General features: G+C 61.9%; 20 protein-coding genes and 2 tRNA genes. All 22 read left to right on the forward strand.

Annotated features, from left to right (window positions below; all coding sequences use genetic code 11):
• The first annotated feature begins 186 nt into the window (after window positions 1–186).
• Window positions 187–1,536, forward strand: a complete 1,350-nt coding sequence (gene pvdM, locus AC07YV_RS08485) for a pyoverdine-tailoring dipeptidase-like protein PvdM (RefSeq protein WP_102699267.1) — start codon at window positions 187–189, stop codon at window positions 1,534–1,536.
• A gap of 30 nt (window positions 1,537–1,566) precedes the next feature.
• Window positions 1,567–2,847 (forward strand): pyoverdine-tailoring periplasmic protein PvdN, encoded by a 1,281-nt coding sequence (pvdN, locus tag AC07YV_RS08490; RefSeq protein ID WP_102699268.1) that lies wholly within the window; start codon window positions 1,567–1,569, stop codon window positions 2,845–2,847.
• A 29-nt stretch (window positions 2,848–2,876) separates the two neighbouring features.
• On the forward strand, window positions 2,877–3,749 hold the full coding sequence (gene pvdO, locus AC07YV_RS08495; protein ID WP_102699269.1) for a dihydropyoverdine dehydrogenase: 873 nt from the start codon (window positions 2,877–2,879) through the stop codon (window positions 3,747–3,749).
• An 86-nt stretch (window positions 3,750–3,835) separates the two neighbouring features.
• A complete protein-coding gene (locus tag AC07YV_RS08500) occupies window positions 3,836–4,603 on the forward strand; it encodes a class I SAM-dependent methyltransferase (RefSeq protein ID WP_102699270.1) in 768 nt (255 codons plus the stop codon).
• Window positions 4,604–4,654: 51 nt separating this feature from the next.
• Window positions 4,655–5,737 carry a 3-isopropylmalate dehydrogenase gene (leuB, locus tag AC07YV_RS08505; protein WP_007975659.1) on the forward strand — a complete coding sequence of 361 codons (1,083 nt, stop codon included), beginning with the start codon at window positions 4,655–4,657 and terminating at the stop codon, window positions 5,735–5,737.
• Between the two features lie 66 nt (window positions 5,738–5,803).
• Window positions 5,804–6,916: an aspartate-semialdehyde dehydrogenase gene (gene asd, locus AC07YV_RS08510; RefSeq protein WP_007975660.1), complete on the forward strand. Its 1,113-nt coding sequence runs from the start codon at window positions 5,804–5,806 to the stop codon at window positions 6,914–6,916.
• Between the two features lie 265 nt (window positions 6,917–7,181).
• Window positions 7,182–8,192, forward strand: a complete 1,011-nt coding sequence (locus AC07YV_RS08515; RefSeq protein ID WP_102699271.1) for an aspartate-semialdehyde dehydrogenase — start codon at window positions 7,182–7,184, stop codon at window positions 8,190–8,192.
• 205 nt (window positions 8,193–8,397) lie between these two features.
• On the forward strand, window positions 8,398–11,007 hold the full coding sequence (locus AC07YV_RS08520; protein WP_102699272.1) for a motility hub landmark protein FimV: 2,610 nt from the start codon (window positions 8,398–8,400) through the stop codon (window positions 11,005–11,007).
• 272 nt (window positions 11,008–11,279) lie between these two features.
• On the forward strand, window positions 11,280–12,104 hold the full coding sequence (gene truA / locus AC07YV_RS08525; protein ID WP_032829430.1) for a tRNA pseudouridine(38-40) synthase TruA: 825 nt from the start codon (window positions 11,280–11,282) through the stop codon (window positions 12,102–12,104).
• Window positions 12,105–12,167: 63 nt separating this feature from the next.
• A complete protein-coding gene (locus AC07YV_RS08530) occupies window positions 12,168–12,794 on the forward strand; it encodes a phosphoribosylanthranilate isomerase (protein WP_102699273.1) in 627 nt (208 codons plus the stop codon).
• A 191-nt stretch (window positions 12,795–12,985) separates the two neighbouring features.
• Window positions 12,986–13,906: an acetyl-CoA carboxylase, carboxyltransferase subunit beta gene (gene accD, locus AC07YV_RS08535; protein WP_015095887.1), complete on the forward strand. Its 921-nt coding sequence runs from the start codon at window positions 12,986–12,988 to the stop codon at window positions 13,904–13,906.
• Complete coding sequence (gene folC / locus AC07YV_RS08540) at window positions 13,903–15,210, forward strand: bifunctional tetrahydrofolate synthase/dihydrofolate synthase (RefSeq protein WP_102699274.1); 1,308 nt, start codon at window positions 13,903–13,905, stop codon at window positions 15,208–15,210. Before accD ends, folC begins: the two co-directional genes overlap by 4 nt.
• Window positions 15,194–15,853, forward strand: coding sequence for an SPOR domain-containing protein (locus AC07YV_RS08545; protein ID WP_102699275.1), 660 nt, complete (start codon window positions 15,194–15,196; stop codon window positions 15,851–15,853). Before folC ends, AC07YV_RS08545 begins: the two co-directional genes overlap by 17 nt.
• 98 nt (window positions 15,854–15,951) lie before the next feature.
• Complete coding sequence (locus tag AC07YV_RS08550; protein WP_007975669.1) at window positions 15,952–16,512, forward strand: CvpA family protein; 561 nt, start codon at window positions 15,952–15,954, stop codon at window positions 16,510–16,512.
• Between the two features lie 41 nt (window positions 16,513–16,553).
• Window positions 16,554–18,059 (forward strand): amidophosphoribosyltransferase, encoded by a 1,506-nt coding sequence (gene purF / locus AC07YV_RS08555; protein ID WP_007975670.1) that lies wholly within the window; start codon window positions 16,554–16,556, stop codon window positions 18,057–18,059.
• A gap of 73 nt (window positions 18,060–18,132) precedes the next feature.
• Window positions 18,133–19,344 (forward strand): O-succinylhomoserine sulfhydrylase, encoded by a 1,212-nt coding sequence (locus tag AC07YV_RS08560; protein WP_102699276.1) that lies wholly within the window; start codon window positions 18,133–18,135, stop codon window positions 19,342–19,344.
• Complete coding sequence (locus tag AC07YV_RS08565) at window positions 19,341–20,117, forward strand: SDR family oxidoreductase (RefSeq protein WP_102699277.1); 777 nt, start codon at window positions 19,341–19,343, stop codon at window positions 20,115–20,117. Before AC07YV_RS08560 ends, AC07YV_RS08565 begins: the two co-directional genes overlap by 4 nt.
• 218 nt (window positions 20,118–20,335) lie before the next feature.
• A tRNA-Val gene (locus AC07YV_RS08570) sits at window positions 20,336–20,411 on the forward strand.
• 53 nt (window positions 20,412–20,464) lie between these two features.
• Window positions 20,465–20,541 (forward strand) — tRNA-Asp (locus tag AC07YV_RS08575).
• A 378-nt stretch (window positions 20,542–20,919) separates the two neighbouring features.
• Complete coding sequence (locus AC07YV_RS08580; protein ID WP_095965303.1) at window positions 20,920–21,429, forward strand: sigma-70 family RNA polymerase sigma factor; 510 nt, start codon at window positions 20,920–20,922, stop codon at window positions 21,427–21,429.
• The gene (locus tag AC07YV_RS08585; protein WP_102699278.1) at window positions 21,426–22,376 is read left to right on the forward strand and encodes a FecR domain-containing protein; all 951 of its coding nucleotides are present in this window, start codon (window positions 21,426–21,428) and stop codon (window positions 22,374–22,376) included. The genes AC07YV_RS08580 and AC07YV_RS08585 overlap by 4 nt, the downstream gene beginning before the upstream one ends.
• Before the next feature lie 67 nt (window positions 22,377–22,443).
• Window positions 22,444–24,867, forward strand: coding sequence for a TonB-dependent receptor (locus AC07YV_RS08590; protein ID WP_102699279.1), 2,424 nt, complete (start codon window positions 22,444–22,446; stop codon window positions 24,865–24,867).
• Window positions 24,868–24,882: the final 15 nt, after the last annotated feature.

Below are 24,882 nucleotides of genomic sequence, written 5' to 3' on the forward strand. Positions count from 1 at the left end.
CTGACAAATTTAAAAGCTTCGCGAGCAGGCTCGCTCCCACAGGTAACCGCATTCCAAATGTGGGAGCGAGCCTGCTCGCGAAGAGGCCGGCACAAACAACTAAATTCTCAGGCCAGCCACTCGTTCCCCCCAGATAGCAAAGGCCCCCGCGCCTGATCCCCGACGGCGAACCTGACTGAGACGGCAATGACAAAACCACGTTCGAAAAAGGCTCTTTTCATCGGCTTGCCGCTGGCCCTGGCGATCAGCGCGGGGGCAGGGTTCGCGGCTTGGGACTACTGGTTCAGGGACAATCCCGGCTACCCGGTGAAGGTGATGAAACAGGCCGATCAGCTGCAGGAGCGTATCCTCTCGTTCGACAGCCACATCACCATACCGATGGACTTCGGCACCGCCGGCAACGAAGTCGACAAGGACGGCGAAGGCCAGTTCGACCTGGTCAAGACCGGACGCGGGCGCCTGTCCGGGGCGGCGCTGACGATTTTCGGCTGGCCGGAAATCTGGAACGGCCCCAACGCGCCCCATCGCCCGACCGCCGGTTTCGTCGACGAGGCCCGACACGAGCAGGAAACCCGCTACAAGATCATCAGCGCGATGGTGCGTGACTTCCCCCATCAAGTCGCCATCGCCTACACCCCCGACGACTTCCGTCGCCTGCACGGCGAAGGCAAGTTCGCGATTTTCATCAGCATGCTCAACGCCTACCCGCTGGGCAACGACCTCAATGCCCTGGACAAGTGGGCGGCGCGCGGCATGCGCATGTTCGGCTTCAGCTACGTGGGCAACAACGCCTGGGCCGACTCGTCGCGGCCGCTGCCGTTCTTCAATGATTCGCGGGACGCCCTCGGCGGGCTGTCGGACATCGGCAAGCAAGCGGTGCAGCGTCTCAACGACCTGGGCGTGATCATCGATGTGTCGCAGATGTCGACCAAGGCCCTGGAGCAGGTCGCACACCTGAGCCGCACGCCGATGGTCGCCTCGCACTCGGCGCCGCGCGCCCTGGTGGACATCCCGCGCAACCTCAGCGATGCGGAAATGCAGTTGATCAAGAACAGCGGCGGCGTGGTGCAGATTGTCGGTTTCCCGACCTACATCCGCCCGTTGAGCCAGGCCACCCAGGACAAGCTCAACGCCCTGCGCGCGCGCTTCGACCTGCAACCGCTGCAAGGCCTGGAAATGGCGCTGATGCCGGGTGACCCGGTGATCACCGTCTGGCCCGAGCAGCGTTTCGGCGAATACGCCAGCCAGCTCTATTCGATCCTCGACGAAGAACCCAAGGCCAGTCTCAAGGATTACGGCGACGCGATCGATTACGCCGTGAAAAAAATCGGCATCGACCACGTCGGCATCAGTTCCGACTTCAACGATGGCGGCGGCCTCGACGGCTGGAAAGACGTCAGCGAAGCCCGCAACGTGACCGCCGAACTGATCAGCCGCGGCTACAGCGAGGCCGACATCGCCAAGCTCTGGGGCGGCAATTTCCTGCGGGTCTGGGACCAGGTGCAAAAGTCCTCCCGGCCTGTGGTCCAGAACTGATTTTTCCTTTTGCCAAAGCGAACCGAACCCATGACCAACCGTCGTTCATTCCTCAAGCAGGCCGGCATTCTGGCGGCCGGCATTCCCCTGGCCTCGACCGTGAACCTGCCGGTACTGGCCGCTGCCCCGGCGCCCTTGCCCAAGGACAAATGGGACCAGTTGCGCCAATTGTTCACGCAGGACCCGAACTACCTGCACTTCGCCAACTTCCTGGTGACCTCGCACCCGCGTCCGGTGCGTGAAGCCATCGAGATGCACCGCGCCAACCTCGATCGCAACCCCGGCCTTGCCATGGACTGGCATCGCGGCGAAACCGAACGCCGCGAAGAAGAGGTGCGCGTCTGGGCCGGGCGCTATTTGAAAGCCAAACCGTCGCAGATCGCCCTGACCGGCAGCACCACCGAAGGCCTGGCGATGATCTACGCCGGCATCCACGTGCGCCCGGACCAGGAAATCCTCACCAGCGAACACGAGCACTACGCCGCCAACAGCGTGTTCGAATACCGCACCCAGAAAGACGGCACCCAGGTTCGCAAGATCAAATTGTTCGAAGACCCGTACAAGGTCTCGACCGCCGAAGTGCTGGCCGCGATTGAACGCAACATTCGCCCCGAGACCCGCGTACTGGGCATGACCTGGGTGCACTCCGGCAGCGGCGTGAAGCTGCCCATCGGCGAAATCGGCAAACTGGTGGAAGAGAAAAACCGTGGCCGCGAGGACAAGGACCGCATCCTCTACGTGATCGATGGCGTCCACGGCTTCGGCGTGGAGAACGTCGATTTCCCGGACATGCACTGCGATTTCTTCATCGCCGGCACCCACAAATGGATGTTCGGCCCACGGGGCACCGGGATCATCTGCGCTCGTTCCGACGAGCTCAAGGACGTGACCCCGACCATCCCGACCTTCTCCGAAGCCACGCAATTTTCCACGGTGATGACCTACGGCGGCTACCACTCGTTCGAACACCGCTGGGCATTGACCGAAGCCTTCAAGTTGCACCTGGACCTGGGCAAGGCCGAGGTCGCGGCACGCATCCATGACATCAACAGCTACCTGAAAAAACGCTTGCAGCAGCACCCGTCGGTGGAGCTGGTCACGCCCCTGTCACCGGAGTATTCCGCCGGCTTCACCTTCTTCCGCATCAAGAACCGCGACTGCGAAGAAGTCGCCAATTACCTGATGGATCAGCGCGTGGTGTGCGATGCCGTGGACCGTGATGTCGGGCCGATCATTCGAGTGTCGCCGGGGTTGCTCAATACCCAAGCGCACATCGACAGGTTGATGGAACTGATGGCCAGCCGGCTCTGACCCACCGATTTCAAGGAGCGAGAACCCGTATGAAAAGCCCCCTCAAAAACATCGGCGCCCTGATCCTGCTGGGATTGCTCGGCAGTACCGTGCCAGGCTTGGCCCAGGCCTATACGGCGCCATTACCGGGCAAAGTCTTCAAGGATTGTCGTGACTGCCCGGAAATGGTGGTGCTGCCCGCCGGCACCTTCACCATGGGCACCCCGGACGACGAAGTCGGCCGCGAGCCTGACGAAGGCCCGATGCATGAGGTGACGTTCGACAAACCCTTCGCCATGAGCCGTTACCAGATCACCGCCGGCGAATGGAACCAGTACATGAAGGAAACCGGCATCACCCTGCCCGATGGCGACACCCGCCCCGGCCGCGCGTGCACCAACGGCAAGCCGAGCTACCCCCAGGGCCCGCGCCAGCCGGCGGTGTGCATGAACTTCGCCGAGGTCAGCGCCTACGTCGCCTGGCTGTCGATGAAAACCGGCCAGCACTACCACATCGTCAGCGAAGCCCAGCGCGAGTACGCGGCCCGTGGCGGATCGACGGGCGCGTTCCCCTTCCCGTTCGACCCCGGCACCGAATACAGCATCGCCACCCACGCCAACACCTACGGCCCGACCGACGGCTACAGCTACAGCTCGCCGGTCGGCAGCTACCCGGCGAATGCCTTTGGCCTGTACGACATGCACGGCAACGTCTACGAGTGGATCGCCGACTGCTACCACCCGGACTACGTCGGCGCGCCCACCGACGGCAGCGCCTGGACCGAGCCCGACTGCGACACCCTGCGCATCCGTGGCAACGACTGGGGCGAAGCACCGGTGTTTTCCCGTTCGGGCAACCGCAACGACATCGACCCGCAGACCCGTGGCGACTGGATCGGATTCCGCGTTGTGCGCAGTCTCTAACCTCCCCCCACACCTTGTGGGAGCGAGCCTGCTCGCGAAGGCGGCAGCCCAAACACCCCAAGACTCACCCCAAAAAGGAAGTCCCCATGACCAGCACCGCCCAGCACAGCCAGGTAGTCCAAAAGCAATTCGGTGAACAGGCAGCCGCCTACCTGAGCAGCGCCGTCCACGCTCAAGGCACCGAATTCGCTCTGCTACAGGCTGAACTGGCGGGGCAGGGCGATGCCCGGGTCCTGGACCTGGGTTGCGGCGCCGGTCACGTGAGTTTCCACGTGGCTTCGCTGGTCAAGGAAGTCGTGGCCTACGACCTGTCGCAGCAAATGCTGGATGTGGTCGCCGGTGCTGCCGTTGATCGTGGCTTGAGCAACGTATCGACGGTCCTCGGTGCCGCCGAGCGCCTGCCGTTCGCCGATGGCGAATTCGATTTCGTCTTCAGCCGCTATTCGGCGCACCATTGGAGCGATCTGGGTGTGGCCCTGCGGGAAGTGCGGCGGGTGTTGAAGCCGGGTGGCGTGGCGGCATTTGTCGACGTGTTGTCACCGGGCAGTCCGTTGTTCGACACTTACCTGCAAAGCGTCGAAGTGCTGCGTGACACCAGCCATGTGCGCGATTATTCCGCCGGTGAGTGGCTGCGCCAGGTCAGTGAGGCGGGGTTGCACACCCGCAGTACCGCCCGTCAGCGCTTGCGCCTGGAGTACAACAGCTGGGTCGAGCGCATGCGCACCCCTGAAGTGATGCGCGCGGCGATCCGCCAGTTGCAGCAGTCGATGGGCAACGAAGTGCGCGAATATTTTGAGATTGAGGCAGACGGTTCGTTCAGTACCGATGTGCTGGTATTGATGGCCGAGCGATAGAATTTTTCCGGGAGCGCCCAAGGGTGCACCGACTGATGACATGAGGAAAGCATGAGCAAGCAGATTCTGATTCTCCCAGGTGACGGTATTGGCCCGGAAATCATGGCCGAAGCGGTCAAGGTGCTGGAACTGGCCAGTGACAAGTTCTCTCTGGGCTTCGAGCTGAGCCACGACGTGATCGGTGGCGCGGCCATCGACAAGCACGGCGTGCCTTTGGCCGATGAAACCCTGGAACGTGCCCGCGCGGCCGATGCCGTGTTGCTGGGTGCGGTCGGCGGCCCGAAATGGGACACCATCGAGCGTGACATCCGCCCTGAGCGCGGCCTGTTGAAAATCCGTGCGCAACTGGGCCTGTTCGGCAACCTGCGTCCGGCGATCCTGTACCCGCAACTGGCCGAGGCTTCGAGCCTGAAGCCGGAAATCGTCTCCGGGCTGGACATCCTGATCGTTCGCGAACTGACCGGCGGCATCTACTTCGGTGCGCCGCGCGGTACCCGTACCCTGGAAAACGGCGAGCGTCAGTCCTACGACACCCTGCCGTACAGCGAAAGCGAAATCCGCCGCATCGCCCGTGTCGGCTTCGACATGGCCATGGTTCGCGGCAAGAAACTGTGCTCGGTGGACAAGGCCAACGTACTGGCGTCCAGCCAGTTGTGGCGTGAAGTGGTCGAGCAAGTGGCCAAGGATTATCCTGAAGTCGAACTGAGCCACATGTACGTCGACAACGCCGCCATGCAGCTGGTGCGTGCACCGAAGCAGTTCGACGTGATCGTCACCGACAACATGTTCGGCGACATCCTGTCCGACCAGGCTTCGATGCTCACCGGTTCCATCGGCATGCTGCCGTCGGCGTCCCTGGACACCAACAACAAGGGCATGTACGAGCCGTGCCACGGTTCGGCGCCGGACATCGCGGGCAAGGGCATTGCCAACCCGCTGGCGACCATTTTGTCGGTGTCGATGATGCTGCGTTACAGCTTCAATCAGCAGGCAGCTGCCGATGCCATCGAGAAAGCCGTGAGCCTGGTGCTCGATCAGGGCTTGCGCACGGGCGACATCTGGTCGGCCGGTTGCACTAAAGTCGGTACGCAGGAAATGGGTGACGCAGTAGTCGCCGCGCTGCGGAATCTGTAATCTCTCGGGCCCGCTGCCAAATTCAAGACAAGGCAGCGGCCCACATTTCAAGAAGGTGTAGTTGCGATGAAACGTGTAGGTCTGATCGGTTGGCGCGGTATGGTCGGTTCCGTGCTCATGCAGCGGATGCTGGAAGAGCAGGATTTCGATCTTATCGAGCCGGTGTTTTTCACCACTTCCAATGTCGGTGGCCAAGGCCCGTCCGTGGGCAAGGACATTGCTCCGCTCAAGGACGCTTACAGCATTGAAGAGCTGAAAACCCTCGACGTGATTCTGACCTGCCAGGGTGGCGACTACACCAGCGAAGTCTTCCCCAAGCTGCGCGAAGCCGGCTGGCAGGGTTACTGGATCGACGCCGCTTCCAGCCTGCGCATGCAGGATGACGCGGTGATCGTGCTGGACCCGGTGAACCGCAAGGTCATCGACCAGCAGCTCGATGCTGGCACCAAGAACTACATCGGCGGCAACTGCACCGTCAGCCTGATGCTGATGGGTCTCGGTGGCCTGTTCGAAGCGGGCCTGGTGGAATGGATGAGCGCCATGACCTATCAGGCGGCTTCCGGTGCCGGCGCGCAGAATATGCGTGAACTGATCAAGCAGATGGGCGCGACCCACGCTGCTGTTGCCGATCAACTGGCCGATCCGGCCAGCGCGATCCTCGACATCGACCGTCGTGTGGCCGAAGCCATGCGCAGCGACGCGTACCCGACCGAAAACTTCGGCGTACCGTTGGCCGGCAGTCTGATCCCGTGGATCGACAAGGAACTGCCGAACGGCCAGAGCCGCGAAGAGTGGAAGGCCCAGGCCGAGACCAACAAGATCCTCGGTCGCTTCAAGAGCCCGATCCCGGTCGATGGCATCTGCGTGCGCATCGGCGCCATGCGCTGCCACAGCCAGGCGCTGACCATCAAGCTGAACAAAGACGTGCCGATCGCCGATATCGAAGGGTTGATCAGCCAGCACAACCCTTGGGTCAAGCTGGTGCCGAACAGCCGTGAGACCAGCATTCAGGAGCTGAGCCCGAACAAGGTCACCGGCACCCTGAACATCCCGGTTGGCCGTCTGCGCAAGCTGAACATGGGTTCGCAGTTCGTTGGCGCGTTCACCGTCGGCGACCAGTTGCTGTGGGGCGCGGCCGAACCGCTGCGTCGCATGCTGCGGATCCTGCTCGAGCGTTGATCGACTGATGCAATGAAAGAACCCGCGCCTTGAAAGAGGTGCGGGTTTTTTTATCTCTGGCAGTCTGAGGCTTCTTCGTTGTCTGGTCGGCCGTCTTCGCGAGCAAGCCCGCTCCCACATTGGCCTCATGAGCACCGGAGATCAAATGTGGGAGCGGGCTTGCTCGCGAAGGGGCCATCACAGGCACCACAAGGCCCGGCAGAATTGCCTGCATCCCCACCACCCGGTAAAGTGCCGCTCCCCCCGTTTCGCCAGAGGCCAAGCCATGAACCAGTCCATTGATATTGCCGTGATCGGCGCCACCGGTACTGTCGGCGAAACGCTCGTGCAGATTCTCGAAGAGCGCGATTTCCCGATCGGCACCCTTCATCTGTTGGCCAGCAGCGAGTCGGCCGGCAGTTCCGTGCCCTATCGCGGCAAGAACGTGCGGGTGCGGGAAGTCGATGAGTTCGATTTCAGCAAGGTGCAGTTGGCATTTTTTGCCGCCGGCCCGGCTGTTTCCTTGAGTTTTGCTTCCCGTGCGACCGACGCCGGTTGCTCGGTGATCGATCTGTCCGGTGCCTTGCCCGCGGATAAGGCGCCGCAGGTCGTGCCTGAGGCCAACGCTCAGGTGCTGGCGGGCTTGAAAAAGCCGTTTCTGGTCAGTGGTCCAAGTCCGTCGGCTACCACGCTGGCGGTGGTGCTCGCGCCGCTGATGGATGTGCTCGATTTGCAGCGTGTCAGCCTGACCGCCAGCCTGGCGGTATCGGCCCAGGGCCGTGAAGCCGTGAGCGAGCTCGCCCGGCAAACCGCCGAACTGCTGAATGTGCGGCCGCTGGAACCGAGATTCTTTGACCGGCAAATGGCCTTCAACCTGTTGGCCCAGGTCGGCAAGCCGGACGAACAAGGTCATACGCTGCTGGAAAAACGCCTGGTGCGGGAGCTGCGTCAGGTCATGGCGCTGCCTTCATTGAAGATTTCCGTCACTTGCATTCAAGCCCCGGTGTTTTTTGGCGATAGCTATAGCGTGACCCTGCAGTGCGCAAAGGACATTGATTTGGCCAAAGTCAATGCTGCGTTGGAAGACGCGCCCGGTATCGAGCTGGTCGAGGCGGGCGATTACCCGACGCCGGTAGGTGACGCGGTAGGCCAGGATGTGGTCTACGTGGGGCGGGTTCGCCACGGTATCGACGACCTGTCGGAACTTAATTTGTGGCTGACGTCAGATAACGTACGCAAAGGCGCCGCGCTCAACGCTGTGCAGCTGGCTGAGTTGTTGATTAAAGACCTGCTGTAAAAGATACTTTGCAACAATTTGTCGAATGATTCCGCGCGAGCCTATGCTTGCCGGAGTGCTGAAGGCGAGCCACTCTGCGGGGCTTTGCGGGGCATCAATCAAATGATCGCGCGCGACGACCTTCGTCGTTGCACGCAATGCCGTACGGCTGCGGCTATCAATATCTTCTCGCTGGCCGAGGAATGTTCAAACTAAGGATGAGCTAATGGTTCAAGTTCGCAAACTGGTGTTAGCAATAGCGGCCGCCTCGGCGCTGTCCTCCGGTATGGCGCATGCCCTCGGGCTCGGGGAACTGACCCTGAAATCGACCCTCAACCAGCCGCTGGTGGCGGAAATCGAGCTGCTCGATGTCAAGGACCTCACCGCTGCCGAATTGGTGCCGAGCCTGGCTTCGCCGGAAGATTTCGCCAAGGCCGGTGTTGACCGCCAGGCGTTTCTGAATGACTTGACCTTCACCCCGGTGCTTAACGCCAACGGCAAAAGCATCCTGCGCGTGACCTCCAGCAAGCCGCTCTCCGAGCCGATGGTGAAGTTCCTGGTTCAGGTGATGTGGCCGAACGGCCGTTTGCTGCGCGACTACAGTGTGCTGCTCGATCCATCGAAATTCTCGCCGCAAGCCGCCGAGGCGGCTGCGCAGCCCGCACCGACTTCAACCGTCGCTGCGCCGGTCACCGGTGCGACCAAGCCGTCGCAATACACCACCACGCCGCGCGATACCCTGTGGGAGATCGCCGCGAAGGCGCGTAATGGCGGTTCGATCCAGCAAACCATGCTGGCCATTCAGGCGCTGAACCCGGACGCCTTCATTGACGGCAACATCAACCGCTTGAAAACCGGCCAGGTGCTGCGTATGCCGGATCAGGCGCAGAGCACCAACCTGCCGCAACCCAAAGCCATCGCCGAAGTGGCCGCGCAGAACAAGGCCTGGCGTCAGGGTCGCCGTTATGTCGCCAAGCCCGGGGCAGGGCAGCAGCAACTGGACGCCACCAATCGCGCTCGCAGCGATGTTGCTCCGGCTCAAGCGGCCAGCGACAAGCTGAGCCTGGTGTCTGCCGAATCCGGCAAGAATCGTGGCAAAGGACCTGCCGGCGATGCCGTGGCCCTCAGCAACAAGCTGGCGGTGACTCAGGAAAGCCTCGACACCAGCCGTCGTGATAACGCCGAGCTGAAGAGCCGCGTGGCCGACCTGCAAAGTCAGATGGACAAGCTGCAGCGCCTGCTCGAGTTGAAGAACAATCAACTGGCCAAGTTGCAGGCCGAGGGCGCGACTGACGCACCAGGCACCGCAACGGCTCCGGCAATGTCGGCCGAGCTGGCGCCCAATCCGGCTGCACCTGCTCCGGCAGACACTGCGCCTGTGGCCGCGGCGCCCGAGGCAGCTGCGACTCCGGTCGGGCAACCTGTCGAGGCGACGCCGGCCGCATCCGACGATCAGAAATTCAATGAGTTGCTGAGCAATCCGGTGCTGCTGGGCCTGGTGGGTGGCGGTGCTGTCGTTCTGCTGCTCTTGCTGCTGTTGCTGGCGCGCCGCCGCAAAGCCCAGCAAGCTGCCGAGAAGCATCAGCGCATGGCGCGTGCCCTGGCCGAAGAGCAGCCGTTCTCGGCCGATCTCGACTTGCCGGAAAGCAGCTTCGAAGGCCTTGAAGTTCCGTCGCCGAGCGTCAAGCTGGCGACTGCACCGACACCAGCTCCCGCGCCTGCGCCGGTCATTGCCCCCGTCGTGATGACCACGCCGATCGCCGCGCCATTGGTGTCGCCGGCTGCCGAGCGTTCCGATGACGTGCTGGGCCAGGCTCAGTCGCACATCAGTGCCGGTCGCCTGAACCAGGCTGCCGCATTGCTGGAGGACGGCGTCAAGCGAGAGCCTCAGCGCAGCGATTTGCGCTTGAAGCTGATGGAAGTCTACGGCCAGCAAGGCGACCGCGATGCGTTCGTCAGCCAGGAGCGCAAGCTGGTGGCCAATGGCGACAACTTCGCCCAGGTTGAAAAGCTCAAAAGCCGCTTCCCGGCCATGGCGCTGGTCGCTGCCGGTGGCATCGCCGCAGCCGCCGTTGCTGCCGAGCTGGACGCGCAGTACGTCAAGGACCTGTTGCTCGATGAGCCGCAAGCACCCGCGTCGGAACCGACGCCGCTCGAGGATGACCTCGACAGCGCCTTCGACCTGAGCCTGGATGATCTGGACACGATCCAGCCTGTGGCGCCTGCACCTGTAGCGGAGCCTGAAGTGGAGGCTTTGGCGGATCTGGACGAATTCCCGCTGGATGACGATCTGAGTTTTGAGTCGGTGTTGCAGCAACAGACCGAAATCAAGGAAAACCTCGACGACCTGTCGGACTTCGACCTTGACCTGGATCTCGGTGCGCAACCGTCGCCGGCGATGCTGGCTGAAGACGATTTCCTGCTGGATCTGGATGAGGGCGTGAAGGATTTTCCAGTCGCCGAAACCCCGGCTGCTCCTGACGTTGCGCTGGATGATCTGGATTTGCCTGCCGACTTCGACCTGTCGCTGGCCGACGAAATGAGCACGCCGGATGCGTTCGCCGCCGAGCTGGATGATGTCAACGCCGAGCTGGAAAGCCTGTCCAACAGCATCGGTGAGCCGACCTTTACCGAAGCCGACGCCGCACTGGATGGTGATGACGAGTTCGACTTCCTCTCGGGTACCGATGAAGCCGCTACCAAGCTCGATCTGGCCCAGGCCTATATCGACATGGGAGACAGCGACGGTGCCCGCGACATCCTCAATGAGGTCGTGAGCGAAGGCAGTGACGAGCAGAAGAGCGAAGCCAGGGAGATGCTTTCGCGTCTGGCTTGAGTGATCGGTACGTTGTAAACAGAACGGCAGCCCGGTGAGGCTGCCGTTTTTGTTTGGGCGATGAATTGATGTCGTCTGCTGTGGCCTCTGCGCGGGCAAGCCCGCTCCCACAGGATCACACTGTACCTGTGGGAGCGGGCTTGCCCGCGAAGGGGCCGGAACAGTCAAAGGAGATCTCTCTGGTATCCCCGCCCGGTGGCCTTATAATGCCCGCCTTTGGTACATCATCAGGCTGTCCCTCCTTGGCAAATATAGATAACCCGGCCGCCGAAATGGCAGCCGACGGCTTTTTCCGGATCGCGCTGGGCGTTGAATACAAAGGCTCGCGCTACCGTGGCTGGCAGCGCCAGGCGTCCGGGGTGCTCACCGTGCAGGAAACCCTCGAAAACGCCCTGTCCAAAGTCGCCGATTCACCCGTCTCGCTGATGTGCGCCGGGCGTACCGACGCCGGGGTGCATGCCTGCGGACAGGTGGTGCATTTCGATACCCAGGTCGAGCGTTCGATGAAGGCCTGGACCATGGGTGCCAACATCAACTTGCCCCACGACGTCAGTGTCAGTTGGGCCAAGGTCATGCCGGCGCACTTCCATGCGCGTTTCAAGGCCATTGCCCGGCGTTATCGCTACGTGATCTACAACGATCAGATCCGCCCCGCGCACCTGAACGAAGAAGTGACCTGGAACCACCGCCCGCTGGACGTCGAGCGCATGGCCGAAGCGGCTCAGTACCTGCTCGGCACCCATGATTTCAGTGCTTTCCGTGCCGGCCAGTGCCAGGCCAAGTCGCCGATCAAGGAGCTGCATCACCTGCGTGTCACCCGCCACGGCAAGATGATCGTGCTGGACATTCGCGCCAGCGCCTTCCTGCACCACATGGTGCGCAACATCGCTGGCGTGCTGATGACCATTGGCGCCGGCGAGCGTCCGGTGGAGTGGATGAAAGAGGTGCTGGAGAGCCGGATTCGCCGGACCGGTGGCGTGACGGCGCATCCATTCGGTTTGTATCTGGTGCAGGTCGAGTACCGTGACGAGTTCGAATTGCCAGAACGTTACATCGGCCCACACTTCCTGACCGGCTTCTCCGAACTTGGCGGCTGACGCCCTCGAATGCTTTTGTTACCATCCGGGACTTTCCCGGATTTGTCTTGGAGTTGTGTTGACATGTCAGCCGTTCGCAGCAAGATCTGTGGGATTACCCGCATAGAGGATGCGTTGGCGGCCGTCGAGGCCGGGGCGGATGCCATCGGCTTCGTGTTCTATGCCAAAAGCCCCCGTGCGGTGACGTTCCAGCAGGCGCGCTCGATCATCCAGGCGCTGCCACCGTTCGTGACCACCGTGGGCCTGTTCGTCAATGCGAGCCGTTGCGAACTGGGCGAACTCCTCGACGCAGTGGCCCTGGACCTGCTGCAATTTCACGGCGATGAAAGCGCGACGGATTGCGAAGGCTGGCACCGCCCGTACATCAAGGCGCTGCGGGTCAAGGCGGGGGATGACATCGCCGCGGCCTGTAATGCGTATGCCAGCGCCAGCGGAATCCTGCTCGACACCTATGTCGAAGGCGTTCCCGGAGGAACCGGTGAGGCGTTTGACTGGTCACTGATACCGCAAGGTTTGAGCAAACCGATCATTCTGGCCGGCGGCCTGACGCCGGATAACGTCGCCGAAGCGATTGCCCGCGTCCGGCCCTATGCCGTGGATGTCAGCGGCGGGGTAGAGGCGAGCAAGGGCATCAAGGATCACGCAAAGGTCCAGGCATTTATCAAGGCGGTACGCGGTAGCACCTGTTGATGTGACGGCTGGCAGACTGCCGCCGTCCACTGCACTGTACAAAACGGCTGAGGGTCATGGGGTGGTACGCAGGTCACGTTTTGCTGATCCGGCCATTCACTGATCATCGCCGCACACATGAATTTAGCGCTAGGGCATACACGGGGCTGCGAACCAGAGCGTTCGGGCCGCCGGTACTGGAGAAAGAAAGCATGAGCAACTGGTTAGTAGACAAACTGATCCCTTCGATCATGCGTTCCGAGGTCAAGAAGAGCTCGGTGCCTGAAGGTCTTTGGCACAAATGCCCGTCTTGCGAGGCTGTGCTGTATCGTCCGGAGTTGGAAAAGACCCTGGACGTTTGCCCCAAGTGCAACCACCACATGCGTATCGGCGCCCGCGCCCGTATCGACATCTTCCTCGACGTTGAAGGCCGTACCGAGCTGGGTGCAGACCTGGAGCCGGTTGACCGTCTGAAGTTTCGCGACGGCAAGAAGTACAAGGACCGCCTGACCGCTGCACAAAAGCAGACCGGCGAAAAAGACGCGCTGGTGTCGATGAGCGGCACGTTGCTGGGCATGCCGATCGTGGTTTCTGCGTTCGAGTTTTCCTTCATGGGCGGTTCGATGGGCGCCATCGTCGGTGAGCGTTTCGTTCGCGCCGCCAACTACGCCCTGGAAAAACGTTGCCCGATGGTCTGTTTCTCGGCTTCCGGCGGTGCGCGGATGCAGGAAGCGCTGATTTCCCTGATGCAGATGGCCAAGACCTCTGCGGTGCTGGCGCGCCTGCGTGAAGAAGGCATCCCGTTCATCTCCGTGCTGACCGATCCGGTCTACGGCGGCGTTTCCGCCAGCCTCGCGATGCTGGGCGACGTGATTGTCGGCGAGCCGAAGGCGCTGATCGGTTTTGCCGGTCCGCGTGTGATCGAGCAGACCGTGCGTGAAAAACTGCCGGAAGGCTTCCAGCGCAGCGAGTTCCTGCTGGAGCACGGTGCCATCGACATGATCATCGACCGTCAGGAACTGCGTCCGCGCCTGGGCAACCTGCTGGCGCAAATGATGGGCCTGCCGACGCCGAAGTTCGTGGCTGCACCCATCGTTCCAATCGTGGTTCCACCGGTACCTGCCAGCCTATGACCCAACGTACCCTTGGCGAATGGCTCGCCTACCTCGAACAGTTGCACCCTTCGGCCATCGACATGGGGCTGGAGCGGTCGCAGCAGGTAGCGTCCCGCATGGGACTGGGCAAGCCGGCGCCTCGGGTGATTACGGTCACCGGGACCAACGGCAAGGGTTCCACCTGTGCGTTCGTGGCGTCCTTGCTGCGGGCCCAGGGCTTGAAGGTGGGGGTTTACAACTCCCCGCACCTGCTGCGCTACAACGAGCGGGTAACGGTCAACGGCGTCGAAGCCACTGACGCCGAACTGTGCGAGGCCTTTGCAGCGGTAGAGGCCGGGCGTGGCGACACTTCGCTCACCTACTTCGAAATGGGCACCCTGGCGGCGTTCTGGCTGTTCCAGCAATCCGGGCTCGATGCGGTGGTGCTGGAAGTGGGTCTGGGCGGTCGCCTGGACACGGTCAACGTGGTGGATGCCGACATGGCGCTGGTCACCAGTATTGGCGTCGATCATGCCGACTACCTGGGTGATACCCGAGAGTCCGTGGCCTTCGAGAAGGCCGGTATTTTCCGCCAGGGCGCGCCAGCGCTCTGTGGCGATCTGAATCCTCCACAACCCCTGCTGGACAAGGCGCGCGAGCTCAACTGCCCGTTTTTCCTGCGTGGGCGCGATTTTGATCTCGGCGTGACCGATCACAACTGGCAGTGGCGCGGTGTCGATGCGCAAGGGCGTGCGGTCGAGCTGCGCGACCTGCCGCTGCTCGATCTGCCGATGGAAAACGCCGCGCTGGCGTTGCAGGCTTACTTGCTGCTTGGCTTGCCTTGGGTGGATGTGCAGATTATCGAAGCGCTGCGGGCTACGAAGGTGGTCGGTCGTCTGGATCGCCGCGCGTTCGAGTGGCAGGGCAAGCGTTTGAATTTATTGCTGGATGTGGGGCATAACCCGCATGCGGCGGAGTACCTCGCCCGTCGTCTGGCCAGCCGTCCACCGGTCGGCAAGCGCCTGGCGGTGTTCGGGCTGCTGGCGGACAAGGATCTGGGTGGTGTTGTCGGCGAATTGAATGCTAGTGTCCAGCACTGGGCTGTTGCACCGCTGGATTCGCCTCGGGCGCGTCCGGTTGCGGATCTGCACGATGCATTGCAGGGTCTTGGTGCCTCGGTCACGTCATACGGCAGTGTAGCGGCCGCCCTGGAAGGGCAGTGCGCGCAGGCCACGAGCGACGACGAAATCCTGTTGTTCGGATCATTTTATTGTGTCGCCGAGGCCCTTGAATGGCTGGCCCGGCGCTCCACGGAGGAAGCGGCAAATGGCATTGCTGGATAAGGCATACAAGCAGCGCATGGTTGGCGCCCTGGTATTGGTCGCGCTGGCGGTGATTTTTCTGCCGATGCTGTTTTCCCGCCAGGACGAACAGCGCCAGGTGACGGTCGAAGCGCCGGCGGCCCCGCAGGCGCCTGCGCTGCCCCAGGTGCAGGTCGAACCCGTGGCGGTGCCTGAGCCGCAAGCCTTGCCTCAGGAACCCGTGCCGAGCGATGACGAAATCGCCCAGCAGGAATCGGCGGTGCCGGCTGTGCCGGTGGCTCCGGCACCTGCTGTCAAACCGATTACGCCGCCGCCTGCACCGGTTCCGGCGCTGGCCGCCAAGCCAGCGACCGCGCCTGCCCAGCCCATCACGGCGGCACCGGGCAAGCCGGACACCACGCAAAGCCGTGTCGATGCCAATGGTTTGTCGGTCAGCTGGTCGGTGCAACTGGCCAGCCTGGCGAACCGTGAAAGCGCGGAAAAGCTGCAGAAAACCCTGCGCAGCCAGGGTTACAACGCCTACATCCGGACCGCCGACGGCAAAAACCGGGTGTTTGTCGGGCCGCTGATCGAGCGCGCAGAAGCCGACCGGCTGCGGGATTTGCTGAACCGCCAGCAGAACCTGAAGGGGTTTGTCGTGCGCTTTCAGCCGGAACGTGGCTAAAACTATCGCCCCGATATGAAATGCACTGACAATCGCAGCTTACCGATAAGCATGGGCTCTGCTAAAATGCGCCGCCTTATCCGTCTGTAGGCTGCACTGTGCCATTTACCTGGGTTGACTGGGCGATCGTAGCAATCGTCGCCATCTCCGCATTGATCAGTCTGAGCCGCGGCTTCGTCAAAGAAGCACTGTCGCTGCTGACCTGGATCATCGCAGGAGTCGTTGCCTGGATGTTCGGTGGCTCATTGTCCGAGTACCTCGGCGGGTACATTCAAACGCCATCGGCCCGTATAATCACGGGCTGTGCCATCATGTTTGTCGCCACTTTAATCGTAGGCGCAATGATCAATTATCTTATCGGCGAACTGGTTCGCGTCACCGGGCTCTCCGGGACCGACCGATTCCTCGGCATGGCCTTCGGCGCCGCGCGTGGCGGTTTGCTGGTGGTCATCGCCGTCGGGCTGTTGAGCCTGGGGCCGGTACAGCAGGACGGGTGGTGGAAAGAGTCACAGCTCGTGCCAAAATTTCTATTGGTCGCCGACTGGTCCAAAAACCTGATCCTCGGGTGGAGCAGTCAGTGGCTTGCCAGCGGAATCAGCGTACCCGCTGATATTCCGTTCAAGGAGCAACTCTTGCCGATGGCCAAAACGCCTCAGTGAGTAGTGCTCAGTTCAGATCCATTAAGTAGGGGTTGCGTCGCATGTGTGGCATCGTCGGTATCGTCGGTAAGTCGAACGTCAATCAGGCGCTGTATGACGCGCTAACCGTGCTCCAGCACCGCGGCCAGGACGCTGCCGGTATCGTGACCAGCCATGATGGCCGGTTGTTCCTGCGCAAGGATAACGGCCTGGTGCGTGACGTGTTCCAGCAGCGTCACATGCAGCGCCTGGTCGGCCACATGGGCATTGGCCATGTGCGTTATCCGACCGCGGGCAGCTCGACGTCGGCTGAAGCTCAACCGTTTTACGTCAACTCGCCTTACGGCATCACCCTGGCGCACAACGGTAACCTGACCAACGTTGAACAACTGGCCAAGGAGATTTACGAATCTGACCTGCGCCACGTTAACACCAGCTCCGATTCGGAAGTGCTGCTCAACGTGTTCGCGCACGAACTGGCCCAGCGCGGCAAGTTGCAGCCGACCGAAGAAGACGTGTTTGCCGCCGTCACCGACGTGCACAACCGTTGCGTTGGTGGTTATGCCGTCGTGGCCATGATCACCGGCTACGGCATCGTGGGCTTTCGCGACCCGCACGGCATCCGCCCGATCGTTTTCGGCCAGCGTCACACCGACGAAGGCGTCGAGTACATGATCGCCTCGGAAAGCGTTTCCCTGGACGTGCTGGGCTTCACCCTGATTCGCGACCTGGCGCCAGGCGAAGCGGTCTACATCACTGAAGAGGGCAAGCTGTACACCCGTCAGTGCGCGACCAACCCGTCCCTGACCCCGTGCATCTTCGAACACGTCTACCTGGCGCGTCCGGATTCGATCATCGACGGCGTGTCGGTCTACAAGGCCCGCCTGCGCATGGGTGAGAAGCTGGCCGAGAAGATCCTGCGCGAGCGTCCGGATCACGACATCGACGTGGTCATCCCGATTCCGGACACCAGCCGCACCGCCGCGCTGGAGCTGGCGAACCACCTGGGCGTGAAGTTCCGCGAAGGCTTCGTGAAGAACCGCTACATCGGCCGGACCTTCATCATGCCGGGCCAGGCCGCACGGAAAAAATCCGTACGCCAGAAGCTCAACGCCATCGAACTGGAATTCCGCGGCAAGAACGTGATGCTGGTGGATGACTCCATCGTTCGCGGTACCACGTGCAAGCAGATCATCCAGATGGCCCGCGAAGCCGGCGCCAAGAACGTCTACTTCTGCTCTGCGGCGCCAGCGGTTCGCTACCCGAACGTCTACGGCATCGACATGCCGAGCGCTCACGAGCTGATCGCACACAATCGTTCGACCCAGGACGTGGCTGACCTGATCGGCGCCGACTGGCTGATCTATCAGGATCTGCCTGACTTGATCGAAGCGGTCGGTGGCGGCAAGATCAAGATCGACAAGTTCGATTGCGCGGTGTTCGATGGCCAGTACGTCACTGGCGACGTCGACGAGGCTTACCTGAACAAGATCGAGCAGGCACGCAACGATGCCTCCAAGGTCAAGACGCAGGCAGTCAGCGCGATCATCGACCTGTACAACAACTGAGTTTCTACCGGCCCTGAGGGGCCGGTTTTGTATCCGGCTTTTAATTGACGAGAATAGGGAAAGGAGTGACAGCATGAGTCAGGATTGGGATGCCGGTCGGCTGGACAGCGACCTCGAAGGCGTAGCGTTCGATACCCTGGCCGTACGTGCCGGTCAGCACCGTACGCCGGAAGGCGAGCACGGTGATCCGATGTTCTTCACTTCCAGCTATGTATTCCGCACCGCTGCCGACGCAGCCGCGCGGTTTGCCGGGGAAGTACCGGGTAACGTTTACTCGCGCTACACCAACCCGACCGTACGCGCCTTCGAAGAGCGCATCGCCGCTCTGGAAAGCGCCGAGCAAGCCGTGGCCACCGCCACCGGCATGGCTGCGATCATGGCCGTGGTGATGAGCCTGTGCAGCGCCGGCGATCACGTATTGGTGTCGCGCAGCGTGTTCGGCTCGACCATCAGCCTGTTCGAAAAGTACTTCAAGCGTTTCGGCATCGAAGTCGATTACGTGGCCCTGGCGGATCTGTCCGGCTGGGACGCGGCGATCAAGTCCAATACCAAGCTGCTGTTCGTCGAGTCGCCGTCCAACCCGCTGGCCGAGTTGGTCGACATTGCCGAGCTGGCGAAAATCGCCCACGCCAAGGGCGCGATGCTGGTGGTCGATAACTGCTTCTGCACCCCGGCCTTGCAGCAGCCGCTGAAAATGGGCGCGGACATCGTCGTGCACTCGGCCACCAAATTCATCGATGGCCAGGGCCGTTGCATGGGCGGCGTGGTCGCCGGTCGCAGCGAGCAGATGAAAGAAGTGGTGGGCTTCCTGCGTACCGCCGGGCCGACCCTGAGCCCGTTCAACGCCTGGATCTTCCTCAAGGGCCTGGAAACCCTGAACCTGCGGATGAAGGCCCATTGTGCCAACGCCCAGCAACTGGCCGAGTGGCTGGAACAGCAGGCAGGCATCGAGAAAGTCCATTACGCCGGCCTCAAGAGCCATCCGCAGCACGAGCTGGCGCTGCGCCAGCAGAAGGGTTTCGGTGCGGTCGTCAGTTTTGAGGTGAAGGGCGGCAAAGAGGGTGCCTGGCGCTTTATCGATGCCACGCGCCTGATTTCGATCACCGCCAACCTGGGCGACAGCAAAACCACCATCACCCATCCGAGCACCACCTCCCATGGTCGCCTGGCGCCGCAGGAGCGTGAAGCGGCGGGCATTCGTGACAGCCTGATCCGCATTGCGGTCGGCCTGGAAGACGTGGCGGACCTGCAAGCCGATCTGGCGCGCGGCCTGGCTGCGTTGTGATCGAGTTGTCTGCGCCAAACACCGGCTCCAATGGCCGCGTAGCGCTGGTGACCGGTGCTGCGCGGGGCATAGGCCTGGGGATTTCGGCCTGGCTGATCAGCGAAGGCTGGCAAGTCGTGCTGACGGATCTGGACCGGGAGCGCGGGTCGAAAGTGGCGAAAGTGCTGGGTGACAACGCCTGGTTCATCGCCATGGATGTCGCCAACGAGGGACAAGTCGCGCTGGGCGTGGCCGAGGTGCTCGGCCAGTTCGGGCGCCTGGATGCGCTGGTCTGCAATGCGGCGGTTGCCGATCCGCACAACATCACCCTCGAAAGCCTCGACCTGGCCCACTGGAATCGGGTGTTGGCGGTGAACCTCAGCGGGCCGATGCTGCTGGCCAAGCACTGTGCGCCGTACCTGCGCGCTCACAGCGGCGCGATCGTCAATCTGGCCTCGACCCGCGCCGGGCAGTCGGAACCCGACACAGAGGCCTATGCGGCGAGCAAGGGCGGCTTGTTGGCCCTGACTCATGCGTTGGCCATCAGCCTTGGCCCGGAGATCCGGGTCAATGCCGTCAGCCCTGGCTGGATCGATGCGCGCGACCCTTCGGCGCGGCGCGCCGAACCCTTGACCGAGGCCGATCATGCCCAGCATCCGGCGGGCAGGGTAGGGACGGTCGAGGATGTGGCGGCGATGGTGGCCTGGCTGCTGTCGAGGAATGCCGGTTTTGTCACCGGTCAGGAATTCGTGGTCGATGGCGGCATGACCAAGAAGATGATTTACAGCGAGTAAGCTCCGGGTTTGATGTTGGATGTGCTGCTTTCGCGAGCAAGTCGAATCGTCGCACCGCCGCTCCCACATTTGGAATGCATTCCCCTGTGGGAGCGGGCTTGCTCGCGAAAGCGGTCTTGCTGCATTTACATGATTTTGTCTTTTTCAGAAAAACTTCAATCCTGCTATTGACTTAGGTTCGCTACCTGCGTAAATTTCGCGGCCTCGGAGATGCAAACGGGTGATTAGCTCAGCTGGGAGAGCGTCTGCCTTACAAGCAGAATGTCGGCGGTTCGATCCCGTCATCACCCACCACTCCCGAGATACTTGCGAAAGCAAGAGGTAGGCTGAAATGCCTCCACCGACGCGCAGCGGTAGTTCAGTCGGTTAGAATACCGGCCTGTCACGCCGGGGGTCGCGGGTTCGAGTCCCGTCCGCTGCGCCATATCTGCCCCGAGGCCCACTGAACGCCTTGGAGCTACGAAGAAACCACTGGTTACTTCGAGTCGATAGCAAAGACCCTGGTCGAAAGACCGGGGTTTTTTGTATCTGCGATTTGGCTTTTTCTCCTGCCTCGCGACCCTCAGGGTTTCACATATGCCGGCCTGGCGCAGATGCCCGGTAAATCCCGATGACTCTCGAAAATCCCCCTCAATAACCCGCAGCCTTGTTAACCGGCGCCTGCGCGGCCGAAATGCCTGCCTGTCATCAAATAACTCAAGCATTTACCGGGTGCAATTCGCACAAAGGACTTGGATTGCCCGCGCAACACTAATTAGAATGAGTCGCATTTAAATTATTTCTTCGCCCAGGGTTCCTTCAGATGAGTGATGCCGCGATGCCGCCGGAGCAAGCCTTCCACGACCTGTACCGCGACCATCGGGGCTGGCTCGAGGGCTGGTTGAGGCGACGCATGAGCAATGGCAGCGATGCAGCGGACCTGAGTCAGGATACCTTCGTTCGTGTACTGGCCAGCTCTCAGCGCATCGCCGACTTGCAAGAGCCTCGCGCCTACCTGGCGACCGTCGGCAAACGACTGCTGAGCAACTTCTACAAGCGTCGCAGCCTGGAGCAAGCCTATCTCGATGCATTGGCGTTGCTGCCCGAGGACTGTGTGCCGTCCCCGGAGCAACGCTGGATTCTGCTGGAGACCCTGCAAGCCCTGGACGAATTGCTCGATGGATTGCCGGGCCCGGTACGCCGCGCGTTTCTCTTGAGTCAACTCGAAGGCCTGGGCTATCAGGAGATTGCCGAGCGCCTGCAAGTCTCGGAACGCACGATCAAGCGCTACATGGCTCAAGCCTACGAACATTGCCTGCTGGTGGACATGTGAACGGTTCGGCACCTTCGGCCCAGACCCGACAAGTCGTGCGGGCCGCCGCGCAGTGGCTGGCCCTCATGGAATCCGGCTGTGCCAATGAGCGGGACCGGGAGCAGTTGCAGAGCTGGCGCGACAGCCATTCCAGCCATGAGCAGGCCTGGCAGAAAGCGCAGTGCTTGCGTCAACGCTTTGCCGACCTGCCATCGGGCCTGGCCATGGCCAGTCTGGACCGGCCGCAAGCCAGTCGACGCACGGTGCTCAAGCGCGCGGTCGGTGCAGTGGCGTTGCTGCCGACCGCCTGGTTGATCAGTCGGCAGTTGCCTCTGGATGCCTGGGGGGCCGACCTGCGCACCGCCACCGGGGAAAGCAAAAAAGTCCGGTTGGCCGATGGCAGCGCTGTGCAACTGAACACGGCCAGTGCCGTCGATATCGATCTGAAGAGCCGGCGCCTGACACTGGTGGAAGGCGAAATGGCGCTGAACGTGCCCGCGACTTCGCCGCTGACGATCCTCACGCGCTTCGGGCAAGTGACCGTCAGTCAGAGCGAAGTGTGTGTGCGTCAGGGGCAGACGGGCTGCAAGGTGTCAGTGCTTCGAGGCACGGTGCAGTTGCAGCCTCTGCATGGGCCGGTCTTTTCGTTGCGCGGCGGCCAGCAAGTCAGCCTGCAAGCGGCGGGTGCCGGCGCTGTGGAGCCATTCGATGTGCTGGCCCCTGGCTGGCGTGACGGAGTGCTGATGGCGCAGAACCAACCCTTGGGGGATTTCCTGCGCGAACTCAGCACCTATCGTCCGGGCGTGTTGCGTTGGGAGCCAGCGCTGGAATCGCTGCGCATCACCGGCAGTTTTCGCCTGGAAGACACCGATCGCATCCTCGCGCTTCTGGCGGTCAGCCTGCCGCTGGAGGTGCATTCGCGTACGCGTTATTGGGTAACGCTGGTGCCGCGCAAAAATAGTGTTTAACGCGTGTCCCCTTTTTTCGCGGCGCTTGTCATTCAAGGCAAGTGAAACGAAATCAGAGAGATTCTCAATGCCCGCAGTGATGCCTTGCAGTACGCGTCTGGCTCCATCCCGGTTGCGCCCGTTGATGCACTTGAGTCTGTTGTTGAGCCTGAGTGCCTGTCCGTTGTTCATCACTGCCGGTTGGGCAGAAGACGCGCCACGGCGCAGCTATCAGGTGCCAGCCGGTAGCCTCGGCGCGGCGCTGACCCGTTTCGCCGGCTTGGCCGGGGTCAATCTGTCCGTGGACCCGGCACTGGTGAGTGGGCGCACCAGCCCTGGCCTTTCCGGCGACTTCGCGGTGGAAGAGGGCTTTGCCCAACTGCTGCAGGGTTCCGGTCTGCAACTGCAACCGGTGGGCGAACAGGCGTACATGCTGACCCCGGCGCCAACAGGCAGCACCCTGCAATTGGGCGCGACCTCTATTTACGCGACGGCGGACACGGCGCACGGTGATCCGTATGCCGGCGGGCAGGTCGCACGCCGTGGGTCGCAAGGCTTGCTGGGCTCGAAAGACTTCATGGAGACGCCGTTCAGCGAGACCACCTACACCAGTGAGTTGGTGAAAAACCTGCAGGCTCGTACCCTGGGCGACCTGGTTGCCAGCGATCCCTCGGTTCGCGCCACCAATCCGGCGGGTGGGCGGTATGAGCAGTTCACCATTCGCGGAATGAGCCTGTTCAACAGTGATGTCTCCTACAACGGTCTCTACGGCATTCTGCCGACGTACACCATCGACATGGAAATGGCCGATCGCGTCGACGTCCTCAAAGGCCCGAGTCAGCTGATCAATGGCATTTCGCCGCGAGGCAGCGTGGGTGGCGGGATCAACGTGGTGCCCAAGCGCGCCACCGACGTGCCCGTTACTTCGTTTACCGGCAACTACGCTTCCGACAGCCAGGTCGGCGGTGCGGTAGATATCGGTCGACGCTTTGGTGAGGGGGACATGTTCGGGGTTCGTTTCAACGGCGTGAAGCAGTCCGGCGACACCGAATGGGATCACCAGAGTGTTGACCGCGAGATGGCTGTGCTGGGCCTGGATTTTCGCGGTGAGCGCCTGCGGCTCTCGACGGACATCGGACACAACGAGCGTGACACCGACGCCCCGCAGGAGCGCGTACAGGTGGGTGCCAAGGCGCAGGTTCCGCACGCCAGCGATGTTCGCCACAACTATGCACAGCCATGGAGCAAGGCGCGGACCAAGGACACCTTCGGTACGGTGACCGGCGAGTACGATGTCAGCGATTCCGTCATGGTGTACGCCGGTGCGGGTGCGCGTAAAAGTAATCACGACTTCCTTCGGCACGCCGTAGCGGTCACCAACAACGCGGGCGATTTCAGTGTTCAGCCACGTGACTTCACCCGTGACGAAAATGTCCGCACAGCCAACGCCGGGGTCCGCAACTGGTTCCATACCGGTCCGGTGAGCCATGAAATCAACCTGGCTGCCAGCTACTTCTACATGGACTTCGAAAACGGTGGCGCCCGTTATGCCGCCGCCCCGAGCAACCTCTACCACCCTGTGGAAACACCTACACCCATCACGCCCACGCGACTCGATTCTGAGGTGTATACCGAGAACCGTTCCAGCAGCGTGGCGTTGTCCGACACATTGGGCTTCTTCGATGACCAGGTGCTGTTGACCCTCGGCGCACGCTGGCAGCGAGTGCAGGTTGACGACTGGACGGATAATGTCAAAGGCGATACGGGCTACGATGAAGAAAAGGTATCGCCCTCGGGCGGCATTCTGTTCAAGGCCACCGACAAGCTCTCGTTGTATGCCAACTACATGGAGGGCCTGAGCCAGGGCAAGATCGCCCCGTCGACCTCGGTGAACGAGGACGAGATCTTCCCGCCGTTCATCAGTCGGCAGGTCGAGGTCGGTGCCAAATATGATGCGGGGGCGTTCGCCATTACCACTGCGGTGTTCCGGATCAAGCAGCCGGCCTATGAAACCAACGCCACGACACGGGTTTTCGGCCCGAACGGCAAACGCGAAAACAAGGGTGTGGAAGTCAACGTGTTCGGTGAGCCGCTCAAAGGTTTCCGCCTGCTCGGCGGAGTCATGTACATCGACAGCGAACTGACCGACACCACCAACGGCACCTTTGATGGCAACCGCGCGCCCGCCACGCCGGAATACAACGTCAGCCTGGGGGGCGAGTGGGACGTGCCGAATGTACAAGGCCTGACCCTCACCAGCCGCGGCATCTATTCCAGCTCGCAGTATCTGGACCAGTCCAATAACAAGGAAATCGATGCCTGGACGCGTGTCGACGTGGGCGCGCGCTATGCCTTCAAGGTTGAAGAAAAGAACATCACCCTGCGCGCCAATATCGAGAACGTGGCCGACAAGCGCTACTGGAGTTCGGCCGGGGCTTCGGATGACAGCGAGCCTGGATTGACGCTTGCGACTCCACGAACCTACCTGCTGTCGGCGACCGTCGACTTCTGAATCGATTCAACCGTG

It is taken from the genome of Pseudomonas sp. GW456-E7 (genome assembly GCF_059424105.1).